We start from the raw sequence: 18,671 nt of genomic DNA, 5'->3' as shown, positions 1-18,671 counted from the left end.
AAATTTGCTGTAGGAGAGGAGATGAAATAAATACGACAAATAAAAAATCCTTCTACGTATGACAAAGGTAGAAGGATTTGAATATATCGACTAGTAGTAATTCATCCCTCTGTCCTAGTCCTTCTTGGATCAAGGCAGATCATAAAGTTAAGTTATAACACACATAGACGAACCTAGTGTGTTAACAAATGTAATAAAATAACTCCTTCTGTGGTGTAGTTCATAAAGATACTACCCAAGGGAAGTATAGCAGAAATTTTTTCTGTTTTCCATCCATATTCTATTCAATTTGACTGTATTGTAGCTATTTTATAGAATATGGGTGTTTTCCTATACATTACAAGCTATGTTTAATCCTTTTTGGAATAGGCTGCAACCACACTTTAATCTTCATCAAGGCTTAACCATTCGTCTTATCTCCACAGTAAATACGTCATTACAATTAGTAACTAAGTAAGGATATATCCTATTCAGATAGATTAATGTCTGCAGAATATATCTCTATCATGTCTCCCTCCTCTGATTCAATAAGCAGAGCTCCCTTGTCATTTATCCCTAAAGCTTTGCCTTTAACAGTCCCATTTAAAGTACGTGCGGTGATTTCCCTATTTAAGCTAATAGCATAGCTTTCCCATAATAGCTTTATTGGTCTAAAGCCATTTTCTAGGTATAAATGATATAAATTTTCAAATTTTAAGAGAATCGATTGGATGAGTTGAGATCTTTCTACCTTCTTATTGGATTCTTGAAAAAGTGAAGTTGCAATAGGCTTTAATTCATCAGGAAAATCTGATTCTTGCTGATTCACATTGATCCCTGTTCCAATAATAACAGAATGAACTTGATCAGCTTCTGCCTGTAATTCAGTCAGTATCCCTACTACTTTTTTACCGTTTATTAATAAATCGTTGGGCCATTTAATATCTGGTTTTAAAGGAGTGACTTCCTCAATTGCTTGTACAATGGCAACTGCTGTTAAAAGCGTTAATTGTGGAGTTGAACTTACAGGTATGTTTGGACGAATAATGAGACTCATCCAAATTCCAGTTCCACTAGGTGAATACCATGCTCTTGCCATTCTCCCTCGCCCACTCGTCTGTTGATCTGCTACAACAATTGTTCCTTCAGGTGTACCTTCGGAAGCCAGTCCCTGTGCTATTTTCTGAGTTGATGTTACTTGATCTTCAAAATGTATGGTACGACCAATAACTTTTGTTTGTAAGCCTAATCGAATTTCGTTGGCACTAATCTTATCCGGTTTTTTTGTAATTCTGTAGCCAAGACGTCTGACAGCTTCAAGCTCATACCCTTCCTTTCTAAGCTCCTCCATATGCTTCCAAACAGCCGTTCTAGAAACACCAATTGTTTCACTTATTTTTTGACCTGAAATAAATTCACCATTTGCATTTGAAAATGCCTCTAATAATTTCGTTCTTATTTCTGATTGCAATTCAATACCCACTCCTTTATAGCTGCTGCTTGATTAGGAATTTCTTTTTTCACTACTGCACATTCAATCTGACTAATTGTTTTAGAAACCCACGGCCCTGGTTCCTTATTCAACCAATCTAAGACTTCTTTTCCCGTTATATCTAATTCCTTTTTAGTAAGAATGGGCAATTCTTTCACAATGGCTTCAATTATTTGATACATTTCGTTTGCTTCTCGAAGAGGATGTAAAACCGAAACAAGTAATTCAACGGTTTTAGCCGTTTCTTCTCCTGCTTCATAAATAAGGATTTCTGTCCACTCTATATGATCCAGCCTCTTATGAAGAAAATGAAGGTTTTTATGAACTGCTCTGATCAATTTGTTAGGTAATTTCCATTGTCTCAAAAAGGATTCTACCTCTATCGGTTTTACTATATAGGCCAAGATAGTCCAAAGTTGATCTCTTCGCGTTATTTTATGTAATGGTAGCTCGGCTAATTGACTTATCTGATCATACGACTGATGGAAGCCAGGTAAATAAGAATGGATATCTAAATTAATAAGAGAATATAATGCTTCTTTAAAGCCATTACCAACAAGGAGTTTTTCTACTTCCACAACTTTTCGTTCTATAGAAATTTTGTTTAGTAGATGTGCATTTGAGCGAATTGCCTCCTTTGTTTCATCAGTTAATTGAAACTGGAGTTGACTTACAAAGCGAACTGCACGGAGCATTCTAAGAGCATCTTCATGAAAGCGTTCTGCAGGAATACCCACTGTGCGAATTACTCTTTCAGCTAAGTCGCTCTGACCATGAAAATAATCTATAATCTGCCCTTTCACATCCATAGCCATCGCGTTAATCGTAAAGTCTCTTCTCTTTAAATCTTCTTCTAGGGAGGAGATGAAATCCACTTGTCTAGGTCTCCGAAAATCATCATATTCAGATTCTGAACGAAATGTTGTCACTTCAAATGAGTTACCTTCATGAAGTACAATGATCGTTCCATGTTCTGCTCCAACATCTATTGTTTTAGAAAACAGATCCTGAATTTCCTCTGGCTTTGCTGATGTAGCAATATCAATATCACCTATTTCTCTACCTAACAAGACATCACGTACAGCCCCACCAACAAAATAGGCTTCATATCCTGCTGAATGAAGTAATTCAATTATTGGCATCGCTTCAAGAAATGGTGTATTCATAAAATCTCCTTTTATTTTGCACTTATTATAGTAGGTATTCATGACTACTCATTAAAATCATTATTAAATGGTGTGTATATTCAAGATAATCAATTTCATAAATGCTTATTTTAAAGAAACACAGATCTACAGAATTTAAATATCTTTTAAACTGTATCTATATATCAAGTGTCCGGTCTGGTTGAATTTCACTCCATTTGCTGCTTTTTCGCGGGGAGGCGGTGAGCCTCCATTAAACCTTAAGTAGTTTTCGTTTAAAGACCCCATTTATAAGGTAACAATCTCTTTGATAAGAGTTCGGGAAGAGCTAAACTTTCGTACATAATAATCCTACATTGGTGATAGGACATTATAATATAGTTGCTCATATTCAGTGACAATTCGCTCAGCATGAAACGTTTTTTTAGCTAGTTCGACACTGTTTCTTGACATGTTATTATGTAGTTGACTATCTGAAAGAATGGTAATGGAACGATGTGCGATTGACTCTAGGTCCCCTACCTCACATATAAATCCTGTTTCCCCTTCAATAATAACTTCAGGTATCCCCCCTGCATTGGTTCCTATACATGGGACTCCACAAGCCATTGCTTCTAACAGCACCAATCCAAAGCTCTCCTTCTCTGAAAGAAGTAACATTAAATCACTAATTGAATAAAGTTCTTCAAGATTATCTTGTTTTCCCAAAAACAGCACTTCATTTGTAAGTCCTAATTCACGGACTAATTTACATACAAACGTCATTTCAGGTCCGTCACCAACCAATAATAATTTAGCTGGCATTTTTCTTTTTACTTTTTGGAAAGCATAGACAACATCCTGAACTCGCTTTACTTTTCGAAAATTCGAGACATGAATCAGGACTTTCTCATCTTCTTTTATCCCATATTCTTTTTTCAAATGGTTCGCATTCTTTTTCTCATAAACACGATCATCGATAAAGTTATATACCGTTTGAATATCCTGTTTAGGTTGTATCAAGTCATATGTTTGTTGCACGAGTGCATTAGAAACCGCTGTTACTCGATCCGATGCTTCAATTCCATAACGAATCATATCTTGTAAAGATTGGTCGTATCCTAGAACAGTTATATCTGTCCCATGTAGGGTCGTCACAATTTTTAAGTGATCTCCTACCATTTGTTTGGCAAGAATAGCACAAATTGCATGTGGAATTGCATAGTGGACGTGTAATAAATCTAGCTCTTCCCGCTTCGCAACCTCTGCCATTTTACTTGCTAAGGCTAAGTCATATGGAGGGTATTTAAAAACAGAATATTGGTTAACCTCTACTTCATGAAATGTAATATTACAGTAAACTTTGTTTAATCGAAAAGGGATGCTTGATGTGATAAAGTGTATATCATGACCACGCTCAGCTAATAATTTTCCTAACTCTGTTGCTACTACACCTGATCCGCCAACCGAGGGATAACAGGTAATACCTATCTTTAACTTTTTATTCATATTTGATCACCCATCAAATCATGTGAAAGAAGCAGTGTTCCTTTTGCTTTAAACCCTTCTGCAAAAGACACTCCTACCTCTTTTCCAAATAATCTTTCTCTACTTTCAACAGTTTCTATATACCCATTCGTAAGCGGTGTTGAAGTGGACCCTGGCGTAAGTAAAAACTGACTCTTATATGCTGTTAAAGCTTCTATTTTCTTTTCCATTGTATCTGACACATCAATAACAAAATCTGGTTTATGAAAGCCATTTATCATGTAATAGAAAATCTTCTTTACTTTATGAGGTCCTTGATTTTCATTATCTGAATAATGTTTTATCCCAGCGGAAAATACAGCTTCTTCGACTAACTTGGCACAATGTCCATGGTCTGGATGTCGGTCTTCATGATATGGAATAAAAACTGCTTCTGGTTTTACATTTCTTATAAGCGTAACTATTTCCATAATGAAATGTTCGTGCATAAATAAGCCCCTATCAGGTAAGGAAAGTTGTATTCTTTCGTCAACACCTAAAATTTTAGCAGCTTCGTCTGCTTCTTGTTGACGAGTCTCTATTGACCCATTAGAGGATAATTCAGCTTTCGTTAGTGCACAAATTCCAATTTTGTAACCCAGTTTTGAATATTTAGCAATAGTTCCTCCCATGCCAATTTCAACATCATCGGGATGTGCCCCAATTGATAAAATATCAAGTTTTTTATTCATATTTATCTCCTAAAATAAAGAAAATGAAGAAAAAAATTAGTTTCTTCATTTATCCTATGTATAGTTTTTAACGTTCTTGCTTATGAATTATGGTTCTCCAATGAAAATCTCCGCGGTCTAATCCTCTAACTAACACTTCAGCGGTCCCCATATTTGTTGCTAATGGGATTGAATAAACATCACACAAGCGAATCAAGGCCGCAATATCAGGCTCATGTGGTTGTGCAGTTAAAGGATCCCGAAAGAAAATAACCATATCCATTTCATTTTTAGCTATCATTGCTCCAATTTCCTGGTCTCCTCCTAGAGGACCTGATTGAAACCGATGAACACTTAATCCAGTAGCTTCTTGGATTCTTAAACCGGTTGTTCCAGTAGCAAATAATTCATGGTCTTTAAAGATAGGTTGATACGCTTCAACAAATTGAACAATATCTACTTTCTTTTTATCATGAGCAATTAAAGCTATTTTCATTTTTCGTTCTCCTTATGTTCAAGTTTTATTCCATTAAATTCTCTAACCCATAAACTAAAAGATCAATTTTCATCACACTATCTACAGCTAGTTTTACACCTGACATAAAGGATGCTCGATTATAAGAATCATGACGGATTTTCAGGGTTTGTCCATCCCCTCCAAACAACACTTCTTGATGAGCAATTAATCCTGGAAGTCGGACACTATGTAATCGAATCCCTTTATAATTTGCACCACGGGCACCATCTAATAGTTCTTTCTCATCTGGATGACCTTGTTGTTTTTCTTCTCGTACTGCTGCTATCATTTCCGCTGTTTTTAAACCAGTGCCTGAAGGTGCATCTAGCTTTTGATCATGATGCTGTTCAATAATTTCAACATCACTTAAATATTTTGCCGCCATTTGAGAAAACTTCATCATGAGAATGGCCCCTATTGCGAAATTTGGTGCAATAATTGCTCCAATTCCCTTTTCACTTGTAAGTTCTTGTAATTCCTTTAAATCTTCCTCAGAAAAACCCGTCGTACCTACAACAGGACGAACTCCATTTAATAAAGCTTTCTTCGTATGTACTTTACCTATCTCTGGTGTAGTTAAATCAATTAATACATCTGGGTTTGTCTCAAAAAAACATTTATCAATATCTGTATATATTGGAATGTCTAGATCAAATCCATCTAAATCCTTTAAACTCATTCCCTCATACTTATAATCCACTACTGCTAAGAGTGAATATTCAGGTGTAGTGTTCACAAGGTTTACTGCTTCTCTTCCCATTCTACCTCTTGCACCAGCTATGACGATTTTTATTTTATCCATTATGCATTACTCCTTTTCTGTCTCAATTCTAGTCCATCGATCTTTATCTCTCGTATTAAACTTGTTCATAACAAGATTATGAGCCTGTTCTAAATCTATATTTAAAGAATTAGCTAAACAAATGATCACAAATAAGACATCGCCTAGCTCTTCTTCGAGTTTTTTTTCCCCTTCAGATGCTTTTTTAGGCTTTTCACCATATGTATGATTTATTTCACGGGCTAACTCTCCCACTTCTTCCGTAATTCTAGCCATCATAGCTAGTGGTGAGAAATATCCTTCTTTGAATTGTCCAATATACTCATCAACTTCTTTTTGTAGGTCATTCATCGTTTTTTGATTCAAAGTTATCACCTCTTTCATCTCGAATATAGTAAAAACTTTGTTAAAAAGTCGTCTACCTTTTTTATTTAATGTTAGCTAATAAAAGCTCATTTTACAATTATTTCGTTGCCATTTTATCAAAATTTGCATATTGACATTTTATCAACTATAATATTGGAGCCTACAAACTGTTACGGAGGTGTCAAATGTTTGGAGATGTTCGATTAAAAAACATTCTTTTCATTATCATAGGATCTGGAATATTTGGTTTTGGACTTGTTCATTTTAATATTCAAAACAACTTAGCAGAAGGTGGATTTACAGGTATTACCCTTATGCTTTATTTCCTATTTAGTATTGATCCTTCCATTTCCAATTTAGTCTTAAATATCCCGCTTTTTTTTATCGGATGGCGAGTATTAGGACGTACCTCATTTATCTATACAATGATTGGTACAGTTGGTTTATCTTTTTACTTATGGCTTTTTCAAAAGTATCAACTGAACATGCCTCTAAAAGATGATTTAACTCTAGCCGCTTTATTTGCTGGTGTATCAATTGGAATAGGATTAGGAATTATCTTTCGTTTTGGTGGAACCACAGGCGGAGTTGATATAATTGCCCGACTAGCACATCGGTATTTAGGATGGAGTATGGGAAAAACCATGTTTCTATTCGACCTCTGTGTTATTTCCCTTTCGTGGCTTACATATCTTACTTATAAAGAAGCAATGTACACTCTCGTTGCTGTTTTTGTTGGTGCTCGTGTTATTGATTTTATGCAAGAAGGAGCATATGCAGCGAAAGGAGCTACCATTATATCTCCAAAATCTGAAGAAATTTCAAGTAAGATTTTGAAAGAGATGGACCGTGGTGTCACTATTTTAAAAGGTCAAGGATCCTTTACAAAGCAAGACCAAAATGTCTTATATTGTGTTGTAGGAAAAAATGAGATCGTAAGGCTCAAAAATGTTATTACCTCTGTAGACCCTCACGCCTTTGTTGCTGTAAGCGATGTTCACGATGTATTAGGTGAAGGCTTTACATTAGATGAAAACAAAAAACCATTACAAAGATAAAAACGGACTAAAAGAATCAGTCCGTTTTTTCTTATTACACATGGTCATTGTCCAGTTTAATATGACTATACAAGGAAAAAATATTATCCCCTGAATCAGTCATTCACAATGATACCTTGATTCTTAGAGTATTATTTTTACTTCTCACGTTCTCTTCTCACTTGCTTCTGTTTTTCACCTCTATATTTCTTCCAACCTACATAGGATAAAGCCAAAAAGATAAAACTTCCTGTAGAGATCATCACCCACAACAAAGAAGGGTCAGCCTCATCTTCTTTCACACGTTCAAAGATCGCTTTTAAATCCTCCTCCATCATTGTTAGCTGCTTAACACGGCTTGAAGCAGGAATATCCTGAAATAAACGATCTTCAACAACAGAAATATGTGCATCCATTTTTTTTATTTGTTGTAAGTCTAGATCTACTTGGATACTTGGATAAATGACCTCGTAAAGAGATAAAAACTCGTTAAAATCATGCTGAAATGATTGTTTGTTTCCGTCCTCTATATCTACTTTCATTTGAGAGAAGGTCGTCATTATGGATGTTTCCATAGATCCCCATAAAGGCTGATGCTCAGAAACCATTGCATCCACTACTAATCTAAACTTTGTAAGAGAGCGGATCTTTTCCTCTTTACTTATTTCATTATTTAAAATAACATCAAGAGCATTCTCATGAGTCCTAGTTATTGTCCGATAATGATCTAAAGAAATAGTTTCTTGATCAATCGGCAGCTCCTCAAATTTCACAGAAAAATATGTAAGCAAATCTGCAGATTCTTTAAATCGCTCTTGCTTTGCTAACTGTAACGCTGTATCCGAAATTCTATTTAATGACTCCCAATCATAGACTTCTTGTGCATGAGTTGGTTTTATCGTGAAAAAAATACTGCTTAATAATATGAGTGAGATTATTATTTTCTTCATCCTTGTCCCCCCTAGTGCTTCTTTTAAAAAATATGAAGAAGTGGACAAGGATAGACCAATTTTTAATAAAAAGTATGAAAAAACAACGTAACTATCTCTGTGCTTTTAGCTAATTCTTCCTTCCTCCGCTCTTATATTCTAGCTGTTCTTATCTAGTTTTCTTACTGAAATATCCCTAAGTGTTAAGAGCCTGAATTTGACACTAAAACTACCTACATATCATTTTATTCTCAAAATAGAGGCGGAACTTCATTATTTTAGTTAATGATTTAAATTTGCAATCTACTTACATCATAAAGTAACTAAACTAAGATGGTAAATCCATTTTATTTTCTTTATTCCTAATACCCATTACATACGCAATCAGGAGAGAAATCATACTTAACCAAAAGGTCATATAACCAATTTCATTTAAATATGACATTAAGTAGCTATATCTAGGCATCATTTCAAAAACGTAATCTATTACATCATTATGAAGTGTCCATATACCCACAACAATTAAATGAATCGGTTTAAATCGGTAATAAGGGGCATATAGTAACCCTTGAATCGCCATTCCTAAGTGAGATGCAATTAGCATATACCCTTCCCATGGTAAGGTCCCATTCACTTTTAATACTAATAGGTTCATAATTACTGCCCATATACCGTATTTAAATAACGTTACAATAGCTAATGCCTCCATAAGTGGAAAATTTCTTTTAAGGAGAAACCCCAATAAAACAATGACGAAAAATAAACTGGCTGTTGGACTGTCAGGAACAAATAGATAAAAGTGAAGTGGTGTTTGAGATAACTGACTTTGATACCAGTAATACCCATAAACTGTTCCAAAAAAATTGATGATAAACATGATTAGTAAGATAGGCTTTAGCCCTAATATGTATTGAATAAACTTCATTTCTTTCACCATACTTTTTAAGTTTTATAGTGCTTGTCTTCTTACAGTATGTTATTCGCTCATTACTTACTTTTCGTATTAAATTTATAACACTATTATAATAGTCACTTTTACCTTACAAAAAAAAGCTGACAAAAGTCAGCTTTTATTTTGACGTAACACCAGAAATAAATTCTGATAATACTTTTAATTCTTCATCTGTACCTTTAAACACTCCTGCAGGCATGCTACCTTGACCATTTATCGCAATGTCTGCAATAGCATCCGGCTCTAACCCATTATCAACGAGCGCTTTACCTGCCGCTCCGCCTTGAAGGTTGTCGCCATGACATGAGATACATCCTTGTTCTTGATAAATTGCATATCCGTCTGATTCTTTATCAATTTCAACTTCTGCTTGAATTTTACCTTGCTCAGCAGCCTGTTCCCAATCATGTGTTACAACTGATTCCCAAGTTAAATAAAAGACAGCTGCAACACCTAAAATCATCATTCCAACAGCGATTGGTCGTTTAGCTGGTCTACGCTCAGGACCACGATCCAAGAATGGAGCTAACATTAAAGCACCAAAAGCTAAACCAGGAATAACAATTGCACCAACAACTGTGAATGAACCTGCTGCAAATTCATACTTTAACAATTGATATAAAAATAAGAAATACCAGTCTGGTAATGGAATATATCCAGAATCAGTAGGATCTGCAACACGCTCTAAAGGTGATGGATGAGCTACTGTTAAACATAAGAATCCAATTAAGAAAACAGCACCTACTAACCATTCCTTAAGCAGGAAGTTCGGCCAGAAAGCTTCTGTCTTCCCTGGAAACTCCGAATAATCTTTTGGGATGTTGGGTTTCCTCTCAGCAGGAACACGAGAGTCACCAACAAATTTCATACCTTTTCCGCGATGCATGATTTCCCCTCCTTACTAAGGTGGTTTACGATACAACGATCTATAAACAAAACATTTTTAGTAATACTCAAACTTTTAAAGTGGACCTGAAATACCTTGTTTACGGATCATAACAAAGTGAGCTGCCATTAAACCAAATAAAGCAGCTGGTAGGAAAAAGACATGGATTGCAAAGAATCGAGTCAGTGTCTGTGCTCCTACGATTTCTGGATGTCCAGATAATAAAGTCTTAACAGTTGGTCCAATGAGTGGAACAGATTCAGCAATTTGCAATGTAACTTTCGTCGCAAATAACGCTTTCATATCCCAAGGCAATAAATAGCCTGTTAACCCAAGTCCAAGCATAACGAAGAATATAAGTACACCAACAACCCAGTTTAATTCACGTGGTTTTTTGTATGCACCTTGGAAAAATACTCGTAATGTATGTAGAAACATCATAACAATAACTAAACTTGCTCCCCAGTGATGCATCCCACGTACAATTTGACCAAATGCTACTTCATTTTGTAAATAGAAAACAGATTCCCATGCATTCTTAATATCTGGTACGTAGTACATCGTCAAAAACATGCCTGAAAGTACTTGAATAACAGTTACAAAGAAAGTTAGTCCGCCAAAACAATAGACAAAGGCAGAAAAATGGTGTGCTGGATTAACGTGTTCAGGAACCTCATGGTCAGCAATATCTCGCCACATCGGCGTAATATCTAAACGTTCGTCAACCCAATCATAAATTTTGTTAAGCAATAGATTACGCCTCCCCTCGTGGTTTTGCTTTACCTAAGAATAAATAGCCGTCCCTTACTTCGTGTTGATAAACATCAAGCGGAGCAATTGGAGGTGTTCCTTTGACATTCGTACCATCTTTTTCATATCTTCCATAGTGACACGGACAGAAAAATTGGTTTGGGTTAGCCGGGTCATTATTCCAGCCTACTGTACATCCAAGATGTTTACAGACTGGTGATAACGCAGTGATTTTGTCTCCACTTTTAAAAACCCATGCTGATCTTGTTTCTTCTGATTCATACCAAGCATCTTTTTGTTGAATTTTGAAGTCAAAGCGTTGAGGTTCTTCAGTTAATTCGTCTACGTTAACAACTTGAACTAAATCCTGTTCATCTGCTGGTCGGAGCACAGGGTCAAGTGCGAAGCGAACCATAGGCATAAGCATACCTGCAGCCATGAAACCGCCTACACCTGTAAGCGTGTAGTTTAAGAATTGACGTCTAGAAACTCGATGTTTTTTCTCGCTCATCATTTTCCCCCCTCTATCTTAAGCTCAGTCCGTTAAGGACATACGGAAATGATATATAAAACTAGGACATACTCATGATACTTCAATCTCGGGGTGAGGTCAATAAATTCCTAATTTCTATCGCTGGAAATGAAAAGGTTTTTATGATTTATTCCAAGATTGTAATAAAATGTTCAAAATTTGTTCGACTTGATCTTGTAAGAGCTTTCTTTTTAGTTGATCATCCATATGTTCAAATGGTACTGGCGGTAAATAGATTAAATTGTCTTTAGAAAGAACAAATTCAGAATGTTTTAGTGTATCATCACACGTTAAAAACATGACGTGTTTAAATTCATTATGTAATTCTCTTTTTACATCTTCTATATGTTTCATTGTTGTTTCTTTTTGATGATGAAGATAAGAAAAATCTGGTAATAAATACACTCTTCCTTTTAGTTGTCTTTCTACTTCATGACTTATTAAGTGAAGAAATTCACCTTTAGAAATCAGTGTTTTTGCGTCACTTCCCATACTAATGGGAATCAATGGAACAATTGCAGTATCCACATAATCTTTTGATTGGCTATAGGTGTCATAATCTTTTACAGTCCACTTCATTTTGTTCAACTCCTTACGTAATACTCTTATTATAAAGCTTGTACCTATAATTGTTAATCCATAATAACATTTGTACCTTAAGATTATGAAACATTGACTTGTTTGAATGCTCTTCTCTAAAGAATTCTTGCTAAATTGCATAAATGGTTCGAGTCTAAGAAGAAAGCTACCGCTTGACTTCACACATGGCTTTTTCCTCCTTTAAACAAAGAGTGTGTACTACATTAACCTTTGTCAATAAAGCAATGAAAAATAAGGCCTACCTCCAATGAAGGAGTAAGCCTTATTGATAAATTTATAACTTGTTTCTACTTTCATTAGTGATTAAATCTTTTATCATCCTGCAGATGAATTAACTGTTTTGTGAGTTGTTCAAAAGCATCTCTATCTTGTTTATCAAGTGCTTCATCAATTAATTGAAGGAGCTTCTCCTTTTGAAAACTTTGGATAGAGTGGTTTAGTAATTCCTCTGCAACCTCTCGATCCTTCTCATTTTCATTTAGATGCTCTGGCATAAAAGGATTTGATTCAAGTACTGCCGCATAATTTGGTGATTGGTATGATGATCTAAAATTCAGCTGTATAAAGAGCTCCTCTTCCTTATTTAATCGGATGTCATGAAACGATTTTTCTGCATCTGTTGTCATTACATTTTCTTTATAAAAACGGAATGGAACCTCTTCTACACAATGTGTGGACATAATAATCCCTCTTGGACAATATTGTGCCTGTTCTACAAAATGGACTTTCTCCATCAAGGTATCATGACTCATAAGATAATTAAGTATCCAAACACATTCTCTTCGCTTTAATTGATAATGATTTAAAAACCACCTGATAAAATCTTTCTTTTCATGAACAGATACAGGGGCCACCATACTTTTCCCTCCTCTGCAGGTCATTATTTCTTACATAATAAATTCAACATTTAAAAATAAAATCCTGCTTTCTGCTCTTAGAACTCATCTTCTAATTGTAGCAAAATATCACCGATTTCGACATTCGAAGGATCATTCTCTAAGATTTTAGTGAATATTTCCTTCGCTTCTTTTCTTCTTCCTTCCTCTAACAGGAAATACCCATATTCATGTAAAAATTCTTGTTGTTCCTTAAAGAAATTATATGCAGCCTGGTAATGATTTAATGCCTGTGTATAGTCTTCTTTTTGGTGATAAGCTCGGGCTAAGTTCCAATCAAACTGCGGATCCTCTTCCCCATAACGCTTACTTTCGTTTATTAAATCAATCACATCATCAAAACGTTCTTCCTGAAGGAATATATGTGTTAGGGTTACAGCAGCTTCGATATGACCTGGATCAATAGCTAAAGATTCCCTAAGCAACTCTTCAGCTCTGGTCATTTTCCCGAGCTTAATAGCAATCTTTCCCCCATATAAATATAAATCTTTATTAAACTCATCCACTTTTATTCCCGACTCAACTGTATTTAATGCCTCTTCTATCAATTCCTCTTGTTCATATGCTTTTGCTAAGTATAAATACATGGAAGAATAATGAGGGTCTGCTTCCTTTAAGTTTTCTAATTGTTGTATGGCCGTTTTATAAAATCCACCTTGATAGGCAGTAAAACCATATCCAAAAAGACTATGGGCATCTTCATGTTGAGTAATGGCTTCTTTATAATAAGTAAGAGATTCTTCAAATTCTCCTGAAGCACTGTAACTCTCCGCAAGCCTGTGATGAATAAACACTCCTGATACAGATTCGTGCTGTGTAGCAACTTTTTGATAAAATGGAATGGCATGCTTATATTTCCCTTGATGAAAATAAAATTCAGCTAAAGCAAAGTCAATGATTAATTCTTCAGGTAAAAGTTGTTTTGCTTCATTTAATTTCTGTTCGCTTACTTCTAGTAAACCTTGCATTTGATATAAGTCAGCTAAAAGAAGCAGGGCTTGCGGGTACGAATCATCATCCTTTGAAATCGTATTTAAGAGGTCAATAGCTTCCTCTTCTTTCTCTAAATCTAAATTTAGTTCGGCTAAGAACAATGTAATTTGTGTTTCTTCAGGATAAAGGAAGTGCAACTCTTCAATTAATTCATAGGCCTTATCCACTATTCCCCACTGGTAAAATTGATCTGCAAGTTGAAGTTTTTCTTCATCGTGCAATGTAGGAACAATATTTTCTAACAGATTTAATCCTGCTTCTGTTTCACCTTTATTTACAAGATTAATTGCTTCGTCCATTACTGAGTTAAACATAACAATGCGTCCTTTCTTTATCTAAACTAGTCTGTTTAGAATTAACTGTATTTACTATGATATAGAGTACATAAAGCTACCTCTATATTCCATTATATTGCTTAAAACAATCATACCTTAAAAGGATGCCGAATGTGGCATAAAACGACCCGAAATCGGGATAAAACACTCCTCCCCAACTCCTGGTTTAAATGTTATTTGTCTATTAATATTGAGAATTTCTCCTTGGTGAGCAGTGACAATCGGAAGATGTATTTTATAATCGAGCTTTGGTCTACCATCGGTATGATACCTTATATCATCTAGTAAATACAAATTATAATTAACTTGTCCACCAATCCGTATATCACCTTTCCTTGGATATACCCCTAATTTCATTAACGTACTAATTGATAAAGGAGAATCTACTTGCAGAGTATGGACAACCGAAGATAAACGATGTTCCTCCATCAGTCTTTCCCAATTTTCAAGTATTTTTTTTTGCTTAGCCAATGGCATTGTTTCTACTTTTAAATAAGGAATAAGAGTTATTGGATTAGAGAACATGGCATCTCTGATCCACCCCCATGATTTTTCAAAGAGGTTATCTTCTTCTGTTATATCTATAAACACAACAGAGAGCTGTTCTTGCCTGCACTTTCTTAAAAAAGAAGGAGTAAGTAACTTAAATGGAATCTTAACACCCACATAGTAATCAATCGGAGAATTTATCATTAAATGTCTTCTTTGCTTTAGTTTCATCGCTAATTCTTTTTCATTGTTTATCTCCACAGAGGTAATTAATGCAGTACACCCTTTTTTTAAGTACTTTTCAATCATCAATTGTTTAAATTCATGATAAGTTTGGATAAATTGAAGGAAAAAGTCTACCATGACATGACCAGGTGTTAGTAAATATGAACTCATATCCATACGCATAAATCGATAGTTATCTAGAGAGGTTTTCATAAACTCAATTTTATTTTTTTTTATCAATAGAGATGTTTTTTTTATAGTACCATTTGATTTTAAAAGCGAAGCTTGATCAATGATATAACACATAATTCCTCCTCCTTCTTCTTTTGCTTAGGTTGTTTTCGTATGCTTTTATTGCTCTAAGTAAACTGATGAAAATACCTTGTATGAAGTTTAGTAGTATCTTTCCTTCTTACACTCGAACCCTTCTATTTGATAAAAAAATGCTCAAATTAATTAGTAGGTCCGTTGGTAACGATATTTACAAAAAGAGCCTCTTCTTAAGACAAGCTATGATGAAGAATAGGGTTATATTCATATAAGTATTAGGAAGCTTATTCGCTAATCACTCTTTATGGACATCTATTCCTTCATCGCAAATGATCTATAAAAGCGTAAGGAATACACCTAGTGACACAAAAAAATAAGGCAAATAGGAATGGAAAGCATATTCATTGCCTTCAATTCCTATTTGCCTTATAACCTCGAAGGGCTAGGCATCTGATTTTTTTACAGAAAGTCAGAATGATGAGCTAGATATCAAAGCACTTGTTTACCAATATATTTTTTAAGCTAAAGTAACAGAACGTCATAGTAAACGTAAGATGAATAAAATCTCGTCCGTATAGAACCCTGTTAATTACCAACCATGCAACTTAACTAAAAGTACATGAGTAAAAAGACTCAACAAGAAAACCATTTAAATTGAGTCTTTTTACTGTATCACTTTATAGAAAACCTTCTTCGATTATTTTGAAAGCAGGCTTAAATGTTCAAAGAAATTTGGATAAGAAACATCAATCGCTGATGCATCCTGAAGTTCAATGGACTCATCTGTTAAACAAGCTGCAATTGCTAACATCATACCTATACGATGGTCCCCGAAACTAGAAACTGAAGCATTTCCTGTTAGTTTTGTTTTTCCAGTGATTACCATTCCATCATCTGTACCTTTTATAGTAGCCCCAAGTTTGGATAGTTCACTAACAACCGTATCAATTCTATTCGTTTCTTTAACTTTAAGCTCACTCGCATCTTTTATAATTGTTTCCCCTTCTGCTTGAGTAGCTAGTAAAGCAATAATAGGAATCTCATCTATTAATTTTGGAATTAAATCACCTTCGATCGTTATCCCTTTTAATTCAGACGTTTGAATCGTAATATCTGCGAGTGGCTCAAACTCACTTTCTTCATGTTGATCAATTTCTATTGAAGCTCCCATCTTATTTAGTACATCAAGAATTCCCGTTCTAGTCGGGTTAATCCCAACATTTTTTAGAATAATCCTACTGTTTGGGACAATTGCTCCTGCAACTAGAAAGAATGCAGCAGAAGATATATCACCTGGGACAAATATATTCGTTGCCTTAAGTGATTGGCCTCCAACAACTGAAGCGGAGAGTTCATCTTCATTTACCTCCACCCCAAAAGCTCTAAGCATTCTTTCCGTATGGTCTCTCGATTTGTGAGGTTCTATAACCCTAGTTTCTTCATTTGCTGTACGCAATCCAGCAAGCAAAATAGCGGATTTTACTTGTGCACTCGCAACAGGTGAATGATACTCAATACTTGTTAATTGTCCACCTCTAATGGATAAAGGTGTGTATTCACCATTGTCTCGTCCATCAATAGTAGCACCCATCATTCGTAAAGGATTTGTTACTCTTGACATCGGTCGTTTAGCAATGGATTCATCTCCAATTATACATGAATGAAATGGAGCTCCTGCTACTATCCCCATCATTAGACGAGTAGTTGTACCTGAATTCCCAACATCTAATATGTCCTTAGGTTCTTTTAGCCCTTCATATCCATTTCCTTTTACGGTCACAACTTCCTTTGAAACTTCTATCTCAACTCCCATTTTTTTAAAGCAAGATACCGTGCTTAAACAATCTGCACCCATAAGAAAATTTCGTATTTCCGTCTTACCTTTTGCGATGGAACCGAACATGACTGCTCGGTGAGAGATAGATTTATCACCCGGTATTTCAATTGTACCCTCTAGCTTATTTACTTTTGATAAAACTTTCTTATTTAACACCTTCGACACCTCTTTTTACTTAAACTTTTTATCCATGATTATTAAAATCTGACTTTCTTAATTGAGGAGATACTCATTTAAAGCACAGAATTTAAGCTTTCAAGTCAGGAGACAATCATATAAGACTTTCCCAATCTACCAACATGCTTACGAAATAAATTACTGGTTAAATAATATACGTTCCATATGAAGAGTAATTCGCTATACAATGAATTGCACGCTCTCGATCATCTTCCGTTTGAAAGCTTAGCCTTAAAACTCCATTTATTTCTTCTCTTGTTTCAATGATGCGAATGTTCGTTAAGCTTATTTTTTCATTAGCTAAATATCCTGTCACTTCAGATATGATCCCTGGATAATCAGGAACATCAACATATAAATCGTAAAAAGAAGGGATAGCTCCTTTTTGTTTTTCTGGTAACTCATCTCGATAATTTTTCGCATGTTCGAAATAGTCGAATAAGTTTAGAGCATCTTCATTCTCAACAAACCCTTTTACACGTTGCATTTCTACTATCCATTCATCAAAGAGCTTTAAAAGAGGCTTTTTATTATGAAGAAGAATATCTCTCCACATAAAAGGGTTACTTGATGCGATTCTCGTAATATCTCGGAAACCACCAGCAGCAAGTCTCTTAACTAATGGTGATTGCTCTTCATATGTTTTTGCTTGATAAACTAAGCTAGCTGCAACTATATGAGGAAAATGACTGATAACACCCGTTACTTTGTCGTGTTCTTTAGCAGACATTTCAATAAAGTTAGCTTTAGTAGCATTTAAAAGCATTTTTAACATTTCAATATCATCTTTAGTTGCATGTTTAGATGGTGTTAAGATATAGAAGGCATTTTCGAAAAGATGAGGCTTCGCGGCCATAATTCCAGATTTATGCGAACCAGCCATTGGATGTCCACCTATAAACTTAATTTGTTCACTTAAGTAATTATTAGCACAATCTACAATCTTCACTTTAGTGCTACCAACATCGGTTATAATCACACCGTTCTTTAGACTCTGTGCCGAAAGCTCTTTTATTAGACTAACTGTTTGCTCGACTGGAGTTGAAACAAAAATGATATCCATGAATTCTAGCTGATTTGGAAAACAAGTATCAGCGATTTCATCAATTGCACCGATTTTTTTGGCCATTATCGCTTGATCTTTGTTTATGTCATACCCTGTAATATATATGGAAGGATCTTTTTGTTTTATTGATAGAGCTATTGATCCTCCAATGAGCCCTAGTCCTATTAGATAAATTCGTTTTGGCATCATTCATCACCTTTTATATATCTTCTTTGATTAAAGCTAGATACTTTAATTAAA

General features: G+C 35.0%; 19 protein-coding genes. 1 reads left to right on the top strand and 18 read right to left on the bottom strand.

Annotated elements, in window-relative coordinates; genetic code table 11:
- Positions 1 to 466: 466 nt before the first annotated feature.
- From A9C19_RS07785 to A9C19_RS07755, 7 genes are all read right to left on the bottom strand, one after another.
- Positions 467 to 1,450: a biotin--[acetyl-CoA-carboxylase] ligase gene (locus A9C19_RS07785; RefSeq protein ID WP_072579418.1), complete on the bottom strand. Its 984-nt coding sequence runs from the start codon at positions 1,448 to 1,450 to the stop codon at positions 467 to 469.
- The gene (locus A9C19_RS07780) at positions 1,435 to 2,637 is read right to left on the bottom strand and encodes a CCA tRNA nucleotidyltransferase (protein WP_072579417.1); all 1,203 of its coding nucleotides are present in this window, start codon (positions 2,635 to 2,637) and stop codon (positions 1,435 to 1,437) included. Before A9C19_RS07780 ends, A9C19_RS07785 begins: the two co-directional genes overlap by 16 nt.
- Before the next feature lie 330 nt (positions 2,638 to 2,967).
- The gene (gene bshA, locus A9C19_RS07775) at positions 2,968 to 4,104 is read right to left on the bottom strand and encodes an N-acetyl-alpha-D-glucosaminyl L-malate synthase BshA (protein ID WP_072579416.1); all 1,137 of its coding nucleotides are present in this window, start codon (positions 4,102 to 4,104) and stop codon (positions 2,968 to 2,970) included.
- Positions 4,101 to 4,814: a bacillithiol biosynthesis deacetylase BshB1 gene (bshB1, locus tag A9C19_RS07770; RefSeq protein ID WP_072579415.1), complete on the bottom strand. Its 714-nt coding sequence runs from the start codon at positions 4,812 to 4,814 to the stop codon at positions 4,101 to 4,103. Before bshB1 ends, bshA begins: the two co-directional genes overlap by 4 nt.
- A 67-nt stretch (positions 4,815 to 4,881) precedes the next feature.
- Positions 4,882 to 5,289 (bottom strand): methylglyoxal synthase, encoded by a 408-nt coding sequence (mgsA, locus tag A9C19_RS07765; protein ID WP_072579414.1) that lies wholly within the window; start codon positions 5,287 to 5,289, stop codon positions 4,882 to 4,884.
- 25 nt (positions 5,290 to 5,314) lie between these two features.
- Complete coding sequence (dapB, locus tag A9C19_RS07760; protein WP_072579413.1) at positions 5,315 to 6,112, bottom strand: 4-hydroxy-tetrahydrodipicolinate reductase; 798 nt, start codon at positions 6,110 to 6,112, stop codon at positions 5,315 to 5,317.
- 6 nt (positions 6,113 to 6,118) lie between these two features.
- The gene (locus A9C19_RS07755) at positions 6,119 to 6,457 is read right to left on the bottom strand and encodes a nucleotide pyrophosphohydrolase (RefSeq protein ID WP_420835810.1); all 339 of its coding nucleotides are present in this window, start codon (positions 6,455 to 6,457) and stop codon (positions 6,119 to 6,121) included.
- A gap of 185 nt (positions 6,458 to 6,642) precedes the next feature.
- On the opposite strand from A9C19_RS07755, the gene A9C19_RS07750 reads away from it, so the two are divergent.
- Entirely contained in the window at positions 6,643 to 7,515 is an 873-nt protein-coding gene (locus tag A9C19_RS07750; protein WP_072579411.1) for a YitT family protein, read from the top strand.
- A gap of 137 nt (positions 7,516 to 7,652) precedes the next feature.
- Here the strand turns inward: A9C19_RS07750 and ypjB are convergent, their stop codons facing one another.
- From ypjB to A9C19_RS07695, 11 genes are all read right to left on the bottom strand, one after another.
- Positions 7,653 to 8,444 carry a sporulation protein YpjB gene (gene ypjB, locus A9C19_RS07745; RefSeq protein ID WP_072579410.1) on the bottom strand — a complete coding sequence of 264 codons (792 nt, stop codon included), beginning with the start codon at positions 8,442 to 8,444 and terminating at the stop codon, positions 7,653 to 7,655.
- Between the two features lie 307 nt (positions 8,445 to 8,751).
- Positions 8,752 to 9,348 carry a lipoprotein heptaprenylglyceryl N-acetyltransferase LhaT gene (gene lhaT, locus A9C19_RS07740; RefSeq protein WP_072579409.1) on the bottom strand — a complete coding sequence of 199 codons (597 nt, stop codon included), beginning with the start codon at positions 9,346 to 9,348 and terminating at the stop codon, positions 8,752 to 8,754.
- Positions 9,349 to 9,493: 145 nt separating this feature from the next.
- Positions 9,494 to 10,261, bottom strand: coding sequence for a menaquinol-cytochrome c reductase cytochrome b/c subunit (locus tag A9C19_RS07735; protein WP_072579408.1), 768 nt, complete (start codon positions 10,259 to 10,261; stop codon positions 9,494 to 9,496).
- Between the two features lie 75 nt (positions 10,262 to 10,336).
- Positions 10,337 to 11,011 carry a menaquinol-cytochrome c reductase cytochrome b subunit gene (gene qcrB, locus A9C19_RS07730; RefSeq protein ID WP_072579407.1) on the bottom strand — a complete coding sequence of 225 codons (675 nt, stop codon included), beginning with the start codon at positions 11,009 to 11,011 and terminating at the stop codon, positions 10,337 to 10,339.
- A gap of 4 nt (positions 11,012 to 11,015) precedes the next feature.
- Complete coding sequence (locus A9C19_RS07725; RefSeq protein WP_072579406.1) at positions 11,016 to 11,522, bottom strand: Rieske (2Fe-2S) protein; 507 nt, start codon at positions 11,520 to 11,522, stop codon at positions 11,016 to 11,018.
- A gap of 141 nt (positions 11,523 to 11,663) precedes the next feature.
- Positions 11,664 to 12,122, bottom strand: a complete 459-nt coding sequence (locus tag A9C19_RS07720; protein ID WP_072579405.1) for a YpiF family protein — start codon at positions 12,120 to 12,122, stop codon at positions 11,664 to 11,666.
- A 317-nt stretch (positions 12,123 to 12,439) separates the two neighbouring features.
- On the bottom strand, positions 12,440 to 13,000 hold the full coding sequence (locus tag A9C19_RS07715) for a ReoY family proteolytic degradation factor (RefSeq protein WP_072579404.1): 561 nt from the start codon (positions 12,998 to 13,000) through the stop codon (positions 12,440 to 12,442).
- Positions 13,001 to 13,077: 77 nt separating this feature from the next.
- On the bottom strand, positions 13,078 to 14,346 hold the full coding sequence (locus A9C19_RS07710; RefSeq protein WP_072579403.1) for a tetratricopeptide repeat protein: 1,269 nt from the start codon (positions 14,344 to 14,346) through the stop codon (positions 13,078 to 13,080).
- Between the two features lie 117 nt (positions 14,347 to 14,463).
- On the bottom strand, positions 14,464 to 15,387 hold the full coding sequence (locus tag A9C19_RS07705) for a hypothetical protein (protein ID WP_072579402.1): 924 nt from the start codon (positions 15,385 to 15,387) through the stop codon (positions 14,464 to 14,466).
- Between the two features lie 661 nt (positions 15,388 to 16,048).
- The gene (gene aroA, locus A9C19_RS07700) at positions 16,049 to 17,344 is read right to left on the bottom strand and encodes a 3-phosphoshikimate 1-carboxyvinyltransferase (RefSeq protein ID WP_072579401.1); all 1,296 of its coding nucleotides are present in this window, start codon (positions 17,342 to 17,344) and stop codon (positions 16,049 to 16,051) included.
- Positions 17,345 to 17,510: 166 nt separating this feature from the next.
- Complete coding sequence (locus A9C19_RS07695; RefSeq protein WP_072579400.1) at positions 17,511 to 18,617, bottom strand: prephenate dehydrogenase; 1,107 nt, start codon at positions 18,615 to 18,617, stop codon at positions 17,511 to 17,513.
- Positions 18,618 to 18,671 lie beyond the last annotated feature (54 nt).

The sequence above is a fragment of the Bacillus weihaiensis genome, from assembly GCF_001889165.1.
In the GTDB taxonomy this organism is placed as follows: Bacteria; Bacillota; Bacilli; order Bacillales; family Bacillaceae; genus Metabacillus; species Metabacillus weihaiensis.
This window is presented reverse-complemented; position numbering and strand designations above follow the sequence as displayed.

What these genes read in the sequence shown, in the direction of transcription:
- A9C19_RS07780 (WP_072579417.1), bottom strand. Translation starts at nt 2,637, where the DNA reads ATGAATACACCATTTCTTGAAGCGATGCCAATAATTGAATTACTTCAT.
- bshA (WP_072579416.1), bottom strand. Translation starts at nt 4,104, where the DNA reads ATGAATAAAAAGTTAAAGATAGGTATTACCTGTTATCCCTCGGTTGGC.
- bshB1 (WP_072579415.1), bottom strand. Translation starts at nt 4,814, where the DNA reads ATGAATAAAAAACTTGATATTTTATCAATTGGGGCACATCCCGATGAT.
- mgsA (WP_072579414.1), bottom strand. Translation starts at nt 5,289, where the DNA reads ATGAAAATAGCTTTAATTGCTCATGATAAAAAGAAAGTAGATATTGTT.
- dapB (WP_072579413.1), bottom strand. Translation starts at nt 6,112, where the DNA reads ATGGATAAAATAAAAATCGTCATAGCTGGTGCAAGAGGTAGAATGGGA.
- A9C19_RS07750 (WP_072579411.1), top strand. Translation starts at nt 6,643, where the DNA reads ATGTTTGGAGATGTTCGATTAAAAAACATTCTTTTCATTATCATAGGA.
- ypjB (WP_072579410.1), bottom strand. Translation starts at nt 8,444, where the DNA reads ATGAAGAAAATAATAATCTCACTCATATTATTAAGCAGTATTTTTTTC.
- lhaT (WP_072579409.1), bottom strand. Translation starts at nt 9,348, where the DNA reads ATGAAGTTTATTCAATACATATTAGGGCTAAAGCCTATCTTACTAATC.
- A9C19_RS07735 (WP_072579408.1), bottom strand. Translation starts at nt 10,261, where the DNA reads ATGCATCGCGGAAAAGGTATGAAATTTGTTGGTGACTCTCGTGTTCCT.
- A9C19_RS07725 (WP_072579406.1), bottom strand. Translation starts at nt 11,522, where the DNA reads ATGAGCGAGAAAAAACATCGAGTTTCTAGACGTCAATTCTTAAACTAC.
- A9C19_RS07720 (WP_072579405.1), bottom strand. Translation starts at nt 12,122, where the DNA reads ATGAAGTGGACTGTAAAAGATTATGACACCTATAGCCAATCAAAAGAT.
- A9C19_RS07715 (WP_072579404.1), bottom strand. Translation starts at nt 13,000, where the DNA reads ATGGTGGCCCCTGTATCTGTTCATGAAAAGAAAGATTTTATCAGGTGG.
- A9C19_RS07710 (WP_072579403.1), bottom strand. Translation starts at nt 14,346, where the DNA reads ATGTTTAACTCAGTAATGGACGAAGCAATTAATCTTGTAAATAAAGGT.
- A9C19_RS07705 (WP_072579402.1), bottom strand. Translation starts at nt 15,387, where the DNA reads ATGTGTTATATCATTGATCAAGCTTCGCTTTTAAAATCAAATGGTACT.
- A9C19_RS07695 (WP_072579400.1), bottom strand. Translation starts at nt 18,617, where the DNA reads ATGCCAAAACGAATTTATCTAATAGGACTAGGGCTCATTGGAGGATCA.